Annotated in this window: 11 protein-coding genes; 4 read left to right on the top strand and 7 right to left on the bottom strand. The window is 45.9% G+C overall.

Annotated features, from left to right (window positions below; all coding sequences use genetic code 11):
* Positions 1-38: 38 nt before the first annotated feature.
* The 7 genes from OXH39_05565 to OXH39_05535 form a co-directional block, all read right to left on the bottom strand.
* Positions 39-3125 carry a hypothetical protein gene (locus tag OXH39_05565; protein MCY3549910.1) on the bottom strand — a complete coding sequence of 1029 codons (3087 nt, stop codon included), beginning with the start codon at positions 3123-3125 and terminating at the stop codon, positions 39-41.
* A 52-nt stretch (positions 3126-3177) separates the two neighbouring features.
* Complete coding sequence (locus OXH39_05560; protein MCY3549909.1) at positions 3178-4413, bottom strand: hypothetical protein; 1236 nt, start codon at positions 4411-4413, stop codon at positions 3178-3180.
* Positions 4414-4445: 32 nt separating this feature from the next.
* A complete protein-coding gene (locus OXH39_05555; protein ID MCY3549908.1) occupies positions 4446-5417 on the bottom strand; it encodes a DNA cytosine methyltransferase in 972 nt (323 codons plus the stop codon).
* A 22-nt stretch (positions 5418-5439) separates the two neighbouring features.
* Positions 5440-6510: a HindVP family restriction endonuclease gene (locus OXH39_05550; GenBank protein ID MCY3549907.1), complete on the bottom strand. Its 1071-nt coding sequence runs from the start codon at positions 6508-6510 to the stop codon at positions 5440-5442.
* An 87-nt stretch (positions 6511-6597) separates the two neighbouring features.
* Positions 6598-8220: a glycoside hydrolase family 32 protein gene (locus OXH39_05545; protein ID MCY3549906.1), complete on the bottom strand. Its 1623-nt coding sequence runs from the start codon at positions 8218-8220 to the stop codon at positions 6598-6600.
* A gap of 13 nt (positions 8221-8233) precedes the next feature.
* A complete protein-coding gene (locus tag OXH39_05540) occupies positions 8234-8932 on the bottom strand; it encodes a hypothetical protein (protein ID MCY3549905.1) in 699 nt (232 codons plus the stop codon).
* On the bottom strand, positions 8925-10481 hold the full coding sequence (locus OXH39_05535) for a glycoside hydrolase family 32 protein (GenBank protein ID MCY3549904.1): 1557 nt from the start codon (positions 10479-10481) through the stop codon (positions 8925-8927). Before OXH39_05535 ends, OXH39_05540 begins: the two co-directional genes overlap by 8 nt.
* A 188-nt stretch (positions 10482-10669) precedes the next feature.
* Here OXH39_05535 and OXH39_05530 point away from each other — a divergent pair, with 188 nt between their 5' ends.
* The 4 genes from OXH39_05530 to OXH39_05515 all read left to right on the top strand — a co-directional run bounded on the left by OXH39_05530 (position 10670) and on the right by OXH39_05515 (position 14614).
* Positions 10670-11668, top strand: a complete 999-nt coding sequence (locus OXH39_05530) for a mannonate dehydratase (protein MCY3549903.1) — start codon at positions 10670-10672, stop codon at positions 11666-11668.
* 79 nt (positions 11669-11747) lie between these two features.
* A complete protein-coding gene (locus tag OXH39_05525; GenBank protein MCY3549902.1) occupies positions 11748-12530 on the top strand; it encodes a LamG domain-containing protein in 783 nt (260 codons plus the stop codon).
* 67 nt (positions 12531-12597) lie between these two features.
* Positions 12598-13380: a LamG domain-containing protein gene (locus OXH39_05520; protein MCY3549901.1), complete on the top strand. Its 783-nt coding sequence runs from the start codon at positions 12598-12600 to the stop codon at positions 13378-13380.
* A gap of 85 nt (positions 13381-13465) precedes the next feature.
* A complete protein-coding gene (locus tag OXH39_05515) occupies positions 13466-14614 on the top strand; it encodes a tetratricopeptide repeat protein (GenBank protein ID MCY3549900.1) in 1149 nt (382 codons plus the stop codon).
* The last annotated feature ends 20 nt before the right edge of the window (positions 14615-14634 follow it).

Genomic DNA, 14634 nt, shown 5'->3' with positions numbered 1-14634 from the left:
GACGCACGCATAAAACTAAAAAGACTATATCCTAAAACTCAACATTGAAAGACTACTAGTTCCTTAAGCAAATAAAATCCCCATTCATTTCCTTTTCTACCGAGCCAACATGCATCCTCGCGTACTTGTTTCCATTCTTTCTGCCAGTCTTCGTCCTCTGATAAATCCCCGTCTTCTTGTAGAGACAACCATAAACGATCATAAAGAATCTTAACACGCTCCCGAACTTCTTCTTTAATTTCCCATGTAGATGCAACATCTTCAATCCCTCGGATATAGTCCAAAGGAGCAGCGTGCTCTGAGATCCCCAAAGAAATTGTGAAAAAGGACTTTAGATCTTCCGAGTAATGCGCTTTAAGATAACCACGATCATCGCCGAAAACCGCGCTTTCATCCTCCCAAAACACTTCATCTGCTCTCCACCAGCGAGGCTCTGGTTCAGGAGTAAAGATGAGGGATTCTTCCTCAAATCTCCACAGATGTTTATCTTCTGACCAAAGGAATTCATAGATCGGTTCAATCTTTTCAATACTTGTTTCGGTTTGACTCAAGATTTGAAGATAATCAAGTACACCATCTGCATCCGCCTGTAAGTGCACGCCCAACTTCTCAGCTAGCCATCGGGCAGGTCCTGTGCTAATATCAAAATCAGAGGGCAAGTAAGGAACACTGCCCCCCAATACCTCACGATTATTATCAGCTGGAGCGAAACACTCCGAAGGAATATGAAAATTGCCTTGTTCATCAGGAAGCCACGCTGTTTCCTGCAGTTGGCGATAAAACGTAGCCTCAAAGGATTCAGATTGAGAATTATCATTGCCCCAGCGATAAATGCCTTGAAAAAAGGCATATCGATGCGATCTTCCGGACGGAAGTGCTTTAACTAATAGATGCCAAAGAATCTGCGCAAGATTTATTTCCTTATGATTGCTAATTCGAGTCAACACTTCCCACAGACCATCAAAGTGGCGATCTTCAATGGTTAACCCTTTCTTACTATTTTTCCACTCAAGGTTGCGTTTGTCAAGTTCTTGACAGTTTTGGGAACTGATGGTTAAGTTTTCTATAACAACTCGCGGTGTATCCATAGCACCAAGCCATTTCAAAAACTGGAGCCAATTTTTCGGATCAGGATCACTGTCTAGATAGCCATCATCCACATACCAAACGTTGCAGCATCCAGAAAAGTAGGTTTCTAAACCAGCATCACCCGTATAAACTTGGGAGAGATAGGCGTTGCAAGGTTCTAAGAAGCAAACAGTTTCTTGTTGATTTCCCCCATAAACCAATAGAATTGGGATCTTACCAATTTCTTTACTCAAACTACTACGCGCTGCTTTTGAAGCTTTTGACCAAAAATGACGAAGGTAACGCACATGCAAACGGTTTTGCTCTACGGTAGGTTTATTAGCTTGAAGGTACCTAGGGAAAATTGATTCACAAATCAAATCTTCAGGGTGCAACATCTTAACCCCTAGACTTTTTAAGAAAGTTTCAATGACAGGGCGTGCGTTCCCTGTAAGCAGAGCGGATTGAAGGATAGGCAATTCCATGAAGAAGGGAACTATTTCTTCGCTCACTTTAGCTTGATCTGGTGGGAAAAACACCGACTGGTTGCCTGCACACACATGCTGCCCACTTTCAAGGCGAACCAATGGCAGCTTCTTTATTCGCTTCAATTCGGATTTCTGGCTATTCAGATAGACATACAAAGAACACAGCCAGTCACTAGGTCTGTCCTCAAACCATGATGGTTTTTGCTGTTCAAGCCAGCGCAAGACGCGACTGACATCCGCCATTTGTACACCTGCTTCACGCATAGCACTAAAACATCGACGAAACTCTTCTGTATTTCGTATCTCAGGATGCAACCAATTATTCGGATGTAGCCAATCGACCTTAATCAATTGTCGCAAGGGTTTAGCATGAGGATAAAGCACATGTTCTGCTTTTGCATACCCTCCGTTTTGTGTCGGAACGAATGGACGATCTTGCATCGCCCTGCGTAATGCCTCGAAGATGAGTTCATATCCCGCGGGCACGTTGTCATCCCTCAGAGGCATTACATTAAAAAACGTAGGAGTAAGCAAACCACCTGCTTTCAAGTGTTCCAATACATCCGGAAGGAAGCTGGCGGTTTCTTGCACTAACCATTTGTTCCATGGGTTGTCATTTGAAATATTATCACGAGCAGGCGTTGTTTGATAGCGTGCCTGAATGAGAAATCGCAGACGAGTTTCTTTCTGGGTTGGAAGATAGGCAAATAATACACAATCGTCTATTGCTGTGACCCCACCATCCTGTACTTTGAATGCAACTTCAACAGGTTGTAACTTTCCCGCGGATCGCTGAATACGTTGTCGATCTTCGTCATCTTCTTCTTGTTGCAACAATTGATTAATTACATATTGCGGTGGTTGAACTTCCTTGCGAAAAACGAGGAATGTCTCCGAAGGTTGATTATTACCGTTCAACGACACAGTTAACTTGACTTCGGACGCACCCTGAATTTTACTATGAGGTTGGCGATGACAGGAATAAGAACCTTCTTGTGCGTCGCGCACATCACGCCAGTGCACCATTTCGAGATGACGTAGAAATAGTAAGGCTCGCTTGTTTAAATTGCGAAGCCGATTTTTCAATCGCTCAATCTCTTCTTGATGCAGACCATCTTTGAAAGGCAAACGAAAGACCGTTTTGCCGTTATCTACTTGTTCTGCAACTGCAAAATCCATTTCAGCAATGCCTTCTGGTTTGATAAGATCTCGGATAAGAAAACGTTCAACACCAGAGTAGATTTCCGGGAAATCTGTATAGTTGTAAACCGCTTTGAAGCCGATGCCGAAAGTGCCAATTTGTGTCAGGTCTTTATTACTTGAACCTAGCGAACAGATGTTGCGCACATCTTCTTCGCTAAACTGATCTCCATCGTTCCAAACAAGCAAATCATTCTTGTCCAGTTGCAGTTCAAGGTTTTGGCTTTTGTTATCATCAGCATTCTGAATGAGTTCATAGACGAAATGTGTTTTGTCGCTGTAAAGCCGTTTGTAAATACGACGAGGCTTTGCATCCCATCCATATCGTTTTTCGTGCTCTTCGATTATCTTTTTGTAATTTGCCGCCATAATCTGTCCCCCAAAGCAAGGCTTTAATCAAGGATAAAATCAAATCTATCACCTATTCATCTGATTGGCCACTCGGAGACTCTGTGCTAATAAGTGCACGTCCCGTTTTTCCTGCAGCACGGAACCCAGCAAGGTTTTGCCCATTCACATTTTTGATGACCCAGATATGCCCAGAGTAGGTGTGTTGATTGACGAGGGCATCCGGCGCAACCTTACCGTAGAATTTCTCATTGCCTTCATAATCCACCCAATAGTAGGCGATCTCGGTTTTCGTGCCGTTTACGAAGATGATTGCTGTTTCGGTATCATCATCTCCAGATTTTAGATTTGGCAGCAGAATCGGATCGTGCGCCTTCAGGTCTATCCACTTGCCATTACCATCGCTGTCTGAATCCTTTAATTGCTGGTGGAACTCTGTTAGTTCTATCAATTCGGAGGGCCACTCAAACTCTGGGGATTCTTCAGGAGTGAACCCTTGAAGATGTACGAGATGTGTACGGGTTATTGCCTGTGTATATCGCCAGTCCATGTCCCCATAAACTTCAGTTAGCAGCGCAGCGAGTGCTGGATCGTATTCTTTCAACTTGTCACGGGTGTCAACATGGTTATGTTGGTCGTCGTTTGCCCGATTTGTGTCAAACCAAGACTGCGTGCCTTCCGCCCAGTATTCCGCTCTGTTTGTAATGGCGTAGGTGTCTTTCCACAATCCTTTTTCGACTGCAGCATCATATAGCACCTTAAGACGGTCATCGAAACTGGAATCCACCGTATTTAATCCCATCTGGTGAATTGCATGCGCGAATTCGTGGACCAGAATGTTTTCAGTCAAATAAGGGTCTCCTGAATAGTTAAGCAGATTTTCCTCACCACAACTTACAGCAGGTCTTGTTGGCGTGGAACCTAAACCACGTGCGCGCCGGTCCCAATAATAGTCGGGTTGCAGATCACTGTGTTCAGGAATTTGGGTCGTCAGTTCGTTATGTGCCATCACAGCAAAACGCACGTTGTTTCGCGCAAGTGCCTGCAACACATCTTGTCGGTGCCCAATCATCTGCCGAATGAGCCATACCGCTTCTTTCACGGCATAAGGATTCACCTTTGATGATGCAACAACAGGCAATCCTTCCACATCAACCCACTGCTCGTAAAACGGGTCAAGGTTAAAAGTTTTGCGGACAGCATCTGGCGGAGGGACAGGTTCAGAAATGTTGACGCTTTGGGCTGTTACAGTCAGTTGGATTGAAAAAAATAGGATATAGACCGTGAAAATAACAGTTAAATAAAGCATAAGTTAGTTTCCATTTTGCATCAGAAGTTGTCTCAGTTTGATTCTCGAAATAGAAGCATCTGAACAGATTCCTGCTTGATTGGATTTAAGGTGTCTCCCTCTTCGGAAATGTAGGCACTGATGCAACGTGCAATGTACTCTGCCTGTTTCACTGGTACAGCATTCCCAATCATCTGCTCCAAATCGGTTTTCGATCCAGTGAAACGAAAGTCTTTAGGAAAGGTTTGGAGGTAACTTCTTTCTAAGGTTGTGAGCGGACGAACGCTTTCTGAAATCGGGGCGGTATCTTTCGGATGCATTTTATAGGTCTTGGGAATTGGACGGTTAACGCCTCTTACTGTCGGACTCGGTTCATCAATGCTAAAGACAGCGCGGCGGCTATAGTTGCGTGGGTGCCGATAATAGTGGGTAATGCCAAGACTATCTCCCAGATAATCGCGCACACTCATCGGTTTAATAGTGAGATTGTTCTCCAGATAACTCGCGAGGGATCTGCTATCCACAGAAATAGATAGTCCTAATTCACCAATAAGAAAAAGACGTTTCCTTCTTTGCGGAACACCACACTGGTTAGCGTCCAAAATCCGTTGTGTTAGCGAATATCCTGCTGCTCTGAGAATCTCACCTGCCTGCTTATACCGTTGGCTTTTCACAGTTCTATCCACGTTTTCCATGACAAACCATTGCGGTTTTGTATGTGCGACAATCTGCGCAAAACTTACGGTCAAATCCGCTCTTCCCAAGTTCTCGTTCCGTTTACCAGCATGTGAAAAATCTTGACACGGTGGACCCCCAATAATCATGTCAAATTGATATGCGTTTAACGTCCTTAAGCTTTCTTGCCAATTGCCAAGATCAAGTTTGTGTATGTTATGTGCAAAATTAGCACGATAGACCTTGATTGCCGGTTCCCAATTATCAAAAGCAGCAACTGTCTCAAATCCTGCGTTTTGGAATCCGAGTGTCATACCACCACATCCGGCGAAGAGATCGATGAATTTCATAGACATTTGTTTTTCCTACTTTTTACGTAAAAAGTTCGGGAGAATTAACCAGAATCGCATCAAATCGCCTTTCTGGGCTTAGCAATTTTTCTCCCTGTCCCAAGATGATGTTTTTGATTTGGTTCTTTTTAACCCTTGGCCGTAAGAGTTCTGCACAAGACATATAAGGATGAGTCTTTCTTCCACTTAAGGCAAAGGCTTTGTCTGTTTGTCTCGTAAATCCGACGCTAACGGTCTGCGGGTCAATTTTTCCATCTGTAGCAAAGTCAGACAGCATTTTCACAATCCATAAAACAGCTCGCTTCGCTCGTGAAAATTCTCTGGCACGTCCTTGTTCAACTGTATCTAAAAGCAGCTTCGCAAAAGCAAACGTACTCCAAACGAAAACATCTAAGCAGTTCTCATGAAGTCGAGAGGATTTCCCAATAGTTTTCCAAATAGGTTGTACAACTAATGGAATCTGATCGTCTACTTTTGCAAGTAACAGAGTCTTGATAGTTTGGGTAATATGGGGTATTTTCTCCAGCATGCTATCTTCCGATTCCCAGTCAAAGTTATTCTGAAAAATAGGGCTTAGACTGCCTAAAAGTTCGCTCCGATATTCGGCGTACCGACCAATAATCCCAAGTGTTAGATGGATAATCGTATTGGGACGCACTACAAGTTCACACCCGTACTCTCCTTCAGAAAAACCACAGGTTGAATTATCAGGCAAAGCTGTCAATTTAATTTCTAATGCCCGTAGCCAAGGACTTTCAGAATTAGAATTATCCATTACCACCAAATCAATACGAGGTAAAGTCCCTTTAACAAATTGCTGATTTTGTCCATAAGTATACTCGAAAGCAAAGTAAATATCTTCAGAGTCATACGCATGCCCAAATACAGAATTCACATCAATTTTCTCAGGAATGACATTCCAATTCCCATCTAAAGCCAAGTAAACAGGAGCGATATTTTGACTTTGCATATAACATAATAAGGCGATAGGGAAACAGTTATTAAAGCTGTTCTTTCCCCATGCTTTAGCTTGGCTGAAGTCCTTGTTTGTGTTAGATCGATTTAAGGCGAATAAAGCAGGTCTACTATCCATTGATGTGAATCCTATTGCACTGATCATCATTCTTGAAATAGAAAACTGTAAAAGTGATTTATCCGGTTGTTTTCTATTGTGAAGGGTTTATTGCCCCTCCCGATACTTCAACTCTTGCCAGATTGAACGCATCTGCCACACATCCATCGAAACAACCTTTGCCTCGCCGCCGATGGCGAAAAGCGAAATGCCGTTGCTTTCCTCTTGCAGCGGATAGGCGCGTGCAACAGCGCACTGTCGTGAAAACAGCGGGAACAGTTTGTCAATACCCTTTCTCGGAAACGCCCATTCTGGAAAGCATTCTCCATTATCGGCGAAGACCTCAATGAGGCTACGGTCAAGGAAAATACGGAGTCGGACTTTACCGTCGCCACTTAAACGGAATGGCGCAATCTCAGGGGGTTTACCGACAAGGTCTGTACGTAAAGAGGAATAGGATGTGTCAATTTGTAGCGTATCGTTCGTTTTACCGTGTCTGTGGTTGTAGATAGAGATTTTTGTCCGCTCATTCCCGTTTGGTGATCGGAAAACATATAACCCCGCTTCCCGTGCAGTTCCCATCTCTAAGGTCAGGTCAATCTCAATTGCTTTGCCTTTTACCTCATCAAGTATACATTCCTCATTGGCTGACAAAGCGATGTCCGTGAGGCGGGTATGCGTATTTCGCAGACTTTTTACCTCCTCAACCGGTTCTATCGCTAGCGCGTTGTCCGCTTTCAGCGTGAGATGCCATGGGAGGGTCATGCACAGACCCGACGCGGCTTGCGCACTCTGTCTCCCATCGGAGCAGTTTAAGATAGCAATGAAGCGACCTCTTGTATCTATCGTTGCGGAAGGACAGGAGACCATCCCACCACCGAAGGTGCCATGGTTGATCCTACCGTGATATTCAGGCGTAAATTTGTGGGTCCCGCGATCGTATTCACCGATGTAATAGCGCGCCGAACGTTTATGACTGAAGAGGAGCAGGATGTGCTTATCATTCCCGATGGGTAAGAAGTTTGGCACCGCGCCATCCTCACCGAGATCGCAGAACACATCGTCAATCAGCAGCGGATGGAGATATTTCCAGTAGTTCAGGTCCTTTGAATAAAAGAGGTGTGAGGCAGATCTACGCCGCTCACGGATCCAGCCGTTGGCTGATGTACCAGAAATAGAATAATATCCATCCTCCTCTTTCCAGATACATGGATCAAAGACGTTATAGGGCTGCTCGTATTCATTGGTCTCGACATTCGGCATGACGGGATTATTCGGATGCTTCTTCCAGTTGAGTAGGAGCGGATCGCTTGCAGTAGCGATACTATTTCCCGACATTTTGCCGTGATAGATAGCGACAACTCGCTCATCTTCCACGAGACACTGACCGCTGAAGCAGTGTAGTTCAGTATCAGGATACAGTGCAGGCGGCAAATCTTGCCAATGCACCAAATCTTCGCTATAGCAGTGTCCCCAATGAACCCGATCAACATCTGGCGGACCGAACTGATAAAACAGATGATACCTGCCCTGCCATTGGCAGAGTCCGTTTGCATCGCCCATGCCATAGAAGGAAGATATATGATAGATGGGACGGTAAGGATCCGATGCCCACGCCTCTCTCCGTTTCTTGTAGTCGCGTAATGTCTCATCCGTCTCAAGGGCAGCGAACTGTTCCGCCTCCGTATCAGGATAAGTTTCACCTCGAAGTTCTTCCCATGTATCTGCCATATCAGGTTACCCGTTATTCAGAAATTTCTTTGTAAGTCTTCGATTTTGCGTGGCGAGAATTTCTTCTCAAACACCATACGCTACCAACAAAATTGCTGTCAATAAGTTGTTGAAAAATACTATGACGCGTTGAAGGTTTAAGTTCAAACTGATCTGTTTCCGGTGAAAACGGATAAATGTCGGCTTCACCCGCCAGCACAGCGAAGAATTTACCACGGTTATTCGGAAGAAAAATAGGGCCCTTCCATTCCAAGTATTCAACTATGGATGGTATACTCGGAATAGACATTCTCGCGTGAAGCAGAACTTCTGTCTTGTCCTGCAACTTGATGGAAGCAGGGAGTTTGTTTTCGAGTCGGATGTTACCGTGAAAATATGGGGTACGAAAGAACACCGTCTCTGAGAAGACCAAGAATTTGGACGAATTAAATGCGTGCGGCAGATAGTATCCGTCCAAGCTTATTCCATTTTCATCAAAGCAAATTCCAACAGCGATAACAAACTCTTTAAACCTGAACCCTCTCCATTTTGCCTCTATCGCACTGAGCAAGAGGACTGCTTTATCTCCTTCGTGGTATGGAAAAAGGTTTTCCTTGTGCAGCACTGTCTCCCAGAACGATAAGTCTGCTGTGCCGTGGAGGGTAACCTCTTTGACATTATAAAGATCCGCAGCGTATTTTATTGATTTATTCGGTTCCAAACGCCTACTCATAGATGTTCTGCATCTGCCAAGCATCTAAGGATTTGAGTTCACACGCTTGCCCTTGTGAACGCAAAGATACGCCGACGCTTTCTTCCTTGTCCGGATAGACACGCATCGCGACGCACTGCTTCCCATTCGCGAACACCTCCACAACACTCTTGTCAATAAATACACGCAGCTTCAGTGTTTCGTCCTGTAAAATGGAGATCGCACCGGTTTCAGGTGCGCGTGAAAGGACATCCGATGCAATTGACGAATAGGATGAATCAATCGTTAGCAGGCTATCGCGCACGTTAACATCGGAATTCAGGTTGCGCATGCCGCGTTCTCTGAAGAAGGCAATGCGGGTAAACTCCTCTTTCTGCGGTGAACGGAGGACGTTCAATTCAACCATGGGTGCCGATTTCGGATCAATTTCGAGTTCAAGTTCCATTGCATTGCCATTTATGCCTTCCAACACGACTTCTTCGTTTGCTGGGAGTGTCATCGCATTGACATGCCGATGTTCATATCGCAACGATTCAATATCACCTGCTGGCTCGATGCCGATTTCATCTCTGGAGAGGAGTGTTAGGCGGCGCGGCAGTGTCATAATCTGGTTCCAACCTTTGGTAGGTTTTGCCGGATTCATATTATAGATAACAATGAGACCGCCGTTGCCGTCAGGTGTTGCTGAGGGTGCGTGGACCCCCGCGGGGGATGCCGCTCCGAAATTGTTTTTCGCACCTGCTGTTACGACAAACTTATCGCGCTCAGTATCGTAATCACCGAGCAGATATTGCCCGCCGCTCATGTGGCTAAAGAAAAGCAGTATATGTCGATCACCGATGGGCCAAAAATAGGGACACGCGCCATCATCGCCGACCAACGTGAACATATCATCTTCAACGAAGGGGTGCAGGTAGACCCAGTTTGCGAGGTCTGCTGAACGGAGCAGGAAGTTAGCACGAATCGGTTTACCGCCGGGTCCGTGGGGGAGTGTCCCACCCGACAGCGAATAATACATATCGCCTTTTTTCCAGATACACGGATCGAAGACACGATAAACGGGTGTTGTGCCGTCGGCGTGTTGCGCTGGGATAACCGCTTTACCAGAGACCTTCTCCCAATTCAGGAGCAACGGATCGCTCGACACCGCTACCATGTTCCCAACAACGGTGCCATGATACATCGCAATCACGCGATCTTCCTCGACGAGCGTTGCGCCGGAGAAACAGCATCTTTCTGGGTTCGGATAAATTGCATAAGGCAGGTCGCGCCAATGGATCAAGTCATCACTGATTGCGTGTCCCCAGTGCTGCCGCGTATCTTCAGGTGGATACGCCTGATAAAAAAGATGCCATCGTCCCTGCCAGAAGCAGAGACCGTTTGGATCATTGAGCATCGCTTCGGGGTTGATATAGTGATAAATCGGGCGGTGTGGATCGCCTTGATATGTTTTTCGATAAGCGTCGAGTCGTTGCATCAGTGGGTTCGTTTCCAACTGTGCTTCCTGCTCTTCCAATGTGTCTGCGAACGTATGATGCGGTACACGCGAAGTATAATCTTCTGTAGCCATCGTTTCTCCTCATGTTACGTAATCTCTGTGAAATTCTGTGGTTTTTAGCATAACATGAAGTGGATCGAATGTCCAGAAATTTTCTGTTTTTGAATTGACTTAAGTTTTTTAAGTGTGCTATAATGCGCGGATACCATCTTAAATCCGAACAGTTTAGCACATTCAATTGTCATAAGGAGAACGAAACGATGGATAGACCTGAGACGCAATCCCGCAAAAAAGCGGAGATGCACGTCGGTGTTCAAGGCATCGGGACATCTCCCAAAGAGTTGACATTCCTCATGCGGCACGGTGTAACGCACATGGATACCACGCCCGAAGACACTGAAACCGAAACGCTGATTCGACATAAGGAAGAAGCAGCGGAAGCAGGTGTCAGTCTTGAGATGATTCATATCGGAATGCCGAGGAGCATTACGCTTGCGCAAGATCCGCAGCGCGACAAAGATATTGAGGCAGTTTGTAAGATAATTGAGAATGCTGCGGCGGCAGGTTTAAGAGGTTTGAACTATAACTTTTGCATCCTGCAAAATCAACGAACCGAGAGCACATTCGGACGCGGCGGCTCAAGCTACAGTACTTTCGATTTCTCCAAGTACGATAATGAAACACTTTCAGAAGCAGGTGAGGTAAGTCGCGAAGAGGCGTTTGATCGGATCGCTTATTTCCTTGAGCGTATAATTCCAATCGCTGAAGAAAACAAAATCCAGATGGCATGTCATCCGAACGATCCACCCGCGCCTATCTTGAGAGGTGTCGAACGCTGGAACTATCCCGTCTTTGATGGCATGAAACGTTACGCTGAAATTGCGGATAGCCCCTACCACGGATTTAACTTCTGCTGTGGCACAGTGTCGGAGGGTTTAGACGATCCGGGTACTGAATTCTATGAGATTATCCAGTATTTCGGCGAACGTAAGAAACTTTTTAACATTCATTTTCGTAATATTCGGGGTGGACTGCACAATTTCCAAGAAGTCTGGCCCGACGAGGGACACCTCGACATGCACAGAGTTGCGCAGATCCTCCGAGATGTAGAATACTCGTACATGTTAATGCCTGACCACGCCCCGGGGCATCCAGACGATCCATCGCCACCGGGTGTTTCTGGTCGTGTGCGCCAAGCGTGGGCATTCCAGTTCGGATATATCATCGCTTTGATTCAGGCGGTAAATTCGGAACAGTAGGTTGATTGGTTTTAGTTAGATTAACACATTTAGTCAAAACATATCTTACTTAATGGTAAATTAACCTTCAGGAGGTAAAATGAAATCCATTATAGCTTGTTTAGCGATCGTTACTATCAGTCTGACCTTCACAGCTCAAACTTATGCGGAGATTGACCTTGGAACTGCCAGGGGAATTTGGCTACTCGACGAAGGCGAGGGCAATTTTATCAACGATATGTCTGGAAACGAAAATCACGGTGAACTTCAAGGCGGAGAATGGGTCGAAGGTCCGGGGGGTCCTGCCCTAAGTTTAAATGGACAAAATGATCGAGTTATCATTGCCGACTCCGATAGTATGTATCTGGAAGCGGCGTGGACAATTACTTCATGGGTGTTTGTCAACACAACCGAGAACGGTTTTGGACATATTCTCGGTAAAAGACCCGCATCTGGTACGGTGGCCAATTACGCCTTCAGGACAAGCGGCAATGGCACCGGCTGGGAAGCATACTATTCGCGAGGCGGTTGGAAAGGGGCTTGGAATCAAGGAAGCGTGAAGAAAGATGTCTGGTTGTACATGACCGCAACGTATGATGGAGAAGATACCATCAAGATTTATGAAAATGGAGCTGAAATCGGTTCTGTTAGCGGGATGGGTGGACCGGCACCTCGGAATGATACGGATGTCAACATCGGTGGTTGGACCGACAACACTTCAGAGACTCTTGACGGTATGCTCTATGAGGTCGCGCTTTTCGATGTCGCGCTGGCAGAAGAAGACATAAACGCTCTGATGGACGACGGGTTACCGTCTCTACTCACAGCCGTTGAACCTTCTGCCAAACTCGCAACTACATGGGCAAGCCTTAAATCTCAATAAGAGATGAAGCACGCCAGCTTGGTCAAAATGCATCTTAATGGTAAATTCAACCCTTAGGAGGTAACTAATGAAATCCATTATAGTTTGCTTAGCGATTATCGCCATTAGCCTGACCTTCACAGCCCAAACTTATGCGAAGATCGACTTTGAAACCGCAAGAGGAATTTGGCTCCTTGACGAAGGTAAAGGCGATAAAATCAACGATATTTCTGGAAACAAGAACCACGGTGAACTTCAGGGTGGAAAATGGGTCAAAGGACCGGATGGGTCTGCCCTAAGTTTAAACGGACAAAATGATCGGGTTATCATTCCTGACTCCGACAGCATGTATCTGGAAAAGGCGTGGTCAATCACTTCATGGGTATATGTCAACAAATCCGAGAACGGTTATGGACATATCCTTGGCAAAAGACCTGCGAATGGCACAGTGGCAAATTACGCATTCAGGACAAGCTCCAGCGGCACCGGCTGGGAAGCATACTTTGCGCGAGACGGTTGGAAAGGTGCCTGGAATCAAGGAAACGTCAAGAAAGATGTTTGGTTGTACATGACTGCAACTTACGACGCAAAGGATACCATCAAGATTTACGAAAACGGTGAGGAAATCGCTTCCGTTGGTGGGATGGGTAAACCGGGTCCCCAGAATGACACTGATGTCAACATCGGCGGTTGGACCAACAACACTTCAGAGACCCTTGATGGTATGCTCTATGAGGTCGCAATTTTCGCTTCCGTACTGGAAGCAGAGGATATAAAGGATTTGATGGACAAGGGCCTCACAACACTACTGCCCGTTGAGCCTTCTGGCAAACTCGCAACTACATGGGCAGGTATCAAATCCCAGCAATAGACTACGGTAAACCGAGTGCAGCCGGTGTGTTACCCGAATGACTGGCTGCATTCATTTTGTGGATGGTTGCTGTAAGGAAGACAGCATGACTGAGCATATTGAGCGTGCACGAGAGTTAAATCGTCAGGCGTATGACGATATTGATCACGGAAGGCTTGAGGAAGCAAAAGTTGCCCTAAATAAAGCAATTCGCCTTGCACCCGATCTGGCAGCACCACACACCAATTTGGGTGCTTTGCGCTGTTGGGAAGGCGAACTGGATGCAGCGATCATCTTACACCTCAAAGCTCGTCACCTTGATCCAAATCTTTCAGCACCTCACATTAATCTCGGTGTCGTTTATGCGTGGCAAGGACAACTTGAAGAAGCAATTCAATCGTTTGAGACAGCCCTTCAGTGCAACCCAGATTCTGCTGAAGCATACACAAACTTAGGGTTCGTCTACATCTCACAAGGAAAACTGGACGCTGCTATAACTGCCTCAGAAAAGGCAATTCGACTCGGTGATGGCGGAGAAGCGAAACTGAATCTTGGACTGATTTATAGTTGGCAAGGACGGTTTGATGAGGCAATTGCACTTTACCGAAAGGCACTTGAAACCGATCCCACCCTCGCGGAATCCCACAACAACCTCGGACTTGTCTATCTCTTTCAAGGAAAACTTGAGCGTGCTATTGATGCGTTCAAGACTTCAATTGAGAACGACGGCGGTGAAGAGCCACATACAAATCTTGGACTGGTCTATAGTTGGCAGGGAAAACACGATGAGGCGATAACGTTGCATAAAGAAGCACTTGATATGGCACCGGATTCAGTGGAAGTGCAAATCAATCTCGCCTTCGTCTACATCTGTCAAAATAGGTTTGATGAAGCAAAGGTCCTTTTAAAAGGCGTCCTCCACAGTGCCCCAGATTCCCCAGAAGCAAACACGAATCTCGGAATTACCTACTCCCACCAAGGCAAAGTTGAAGAGGCTATTGCTGCGTATAGGAGAGCTGGTGCGATGGCTGAAGCACGCAACAATCTGGGGATCGCCTACTATCAACAAGGCAAACGCGATGCTGCAATCGCAGAATTCAAGGCGGCGATTGAAGCAGAAGACCTGCAAGAGGCACACACCAATCTATCGATAGTAACCGATAGTTTGAAGAACATAGATGCGTTAGAACTCCAAACTTCGCCAATTGGTTCGCCAGTAGGGGTTCCTGCTGTATGGTGCGAGTTCGTGAATTGAAAAATTAACATTGTATTACT

The sequence above is a fragment of the Candidatus Poribacteria bacterium genome (assembly GCA_026702755.1).
In the GTDB taxonomy this organism is placed as follows: domain Bacteria; phylum Poribacteria; class WGA-4E; order WGA-4E; family WGA-3G; genus WGA-3G.
This window is presented reverse-complemented; position numbering and strand designations above follow the sequence as displayed.

Coding starts and splice junctions, on each gene's coding strand:
- OXH39_05565 (MCY3549910.1), bottom strand. CDS start 3,125: ATGGCGGCAAATTACAAAAAGATAATCGAAGAGCACGAAAAACGATAT.
- OXH39_05560 (MCY3549909.1), bottom strand. CDS start 4,413: ATGCTTTATTTAACTGTTATTTTCACGGTCTATATCCTATTTTTTTCA.
- OXH39_05555 (MCY3549908.1), bottom strand. CDS start 5,417: ATGAAATTCATCGATCTCTTCGCCGGATGTGGTGGTATGACACTCGGA.
- OXH39_05550 (MCY3549907.1), bottom strand. CDS start 6,510: ATGGATAGTAGACCTGCTTTATTCGCCTTAAATCGATCTAACACAAAC.
- OXH39_05545 (MCY3549906.1), bottom strand. CDS start 8,220: ATGGCAGATACATGGGAAGAACTTCGAGGTGAAACTTATCCTGATACG.
- OXH39_05540 (MCY3549905.1), bottom strand. CDS start 8,932: ATGAGTAGGCGTTTGGAACCGAATAAATCAATAAAATACGCTGCGGAT.
- OXH39_05535 (MCY3549904.1), bottom strand. CDS start 10,481: ATGGCTACAGAAGATTATACTTCGCGTGTACCGCATCATACGTTCGCA.
- OXH39_05530 (MCY3549903.1), top strand. CDS start 10,670: ATGGATAGACCTGAGACGCAATCCCGCAAAAAAGCGGAGATGCACGTC.
- OXH39_05525 (MCY3549902.1), top strand. CDS start 11,748: ATGAAATCCATTATAGCTTGTTTAGCGATCGTTACTATCAGTCTGACC.
- OXH39_05520 (MCY3549901.1), top strand. CDS start 12,598: ATGAAATCCATTATAGTTTGCTTAGCGATTATCGCCATTAGCCTGACC.
- OXH39_05515 (MCY3549900.1), top strand. CDS start 13,466: ATGACTGAGCATATTGAGCGTGCACGAGAGTTAAATCGTCAGGCGTAT.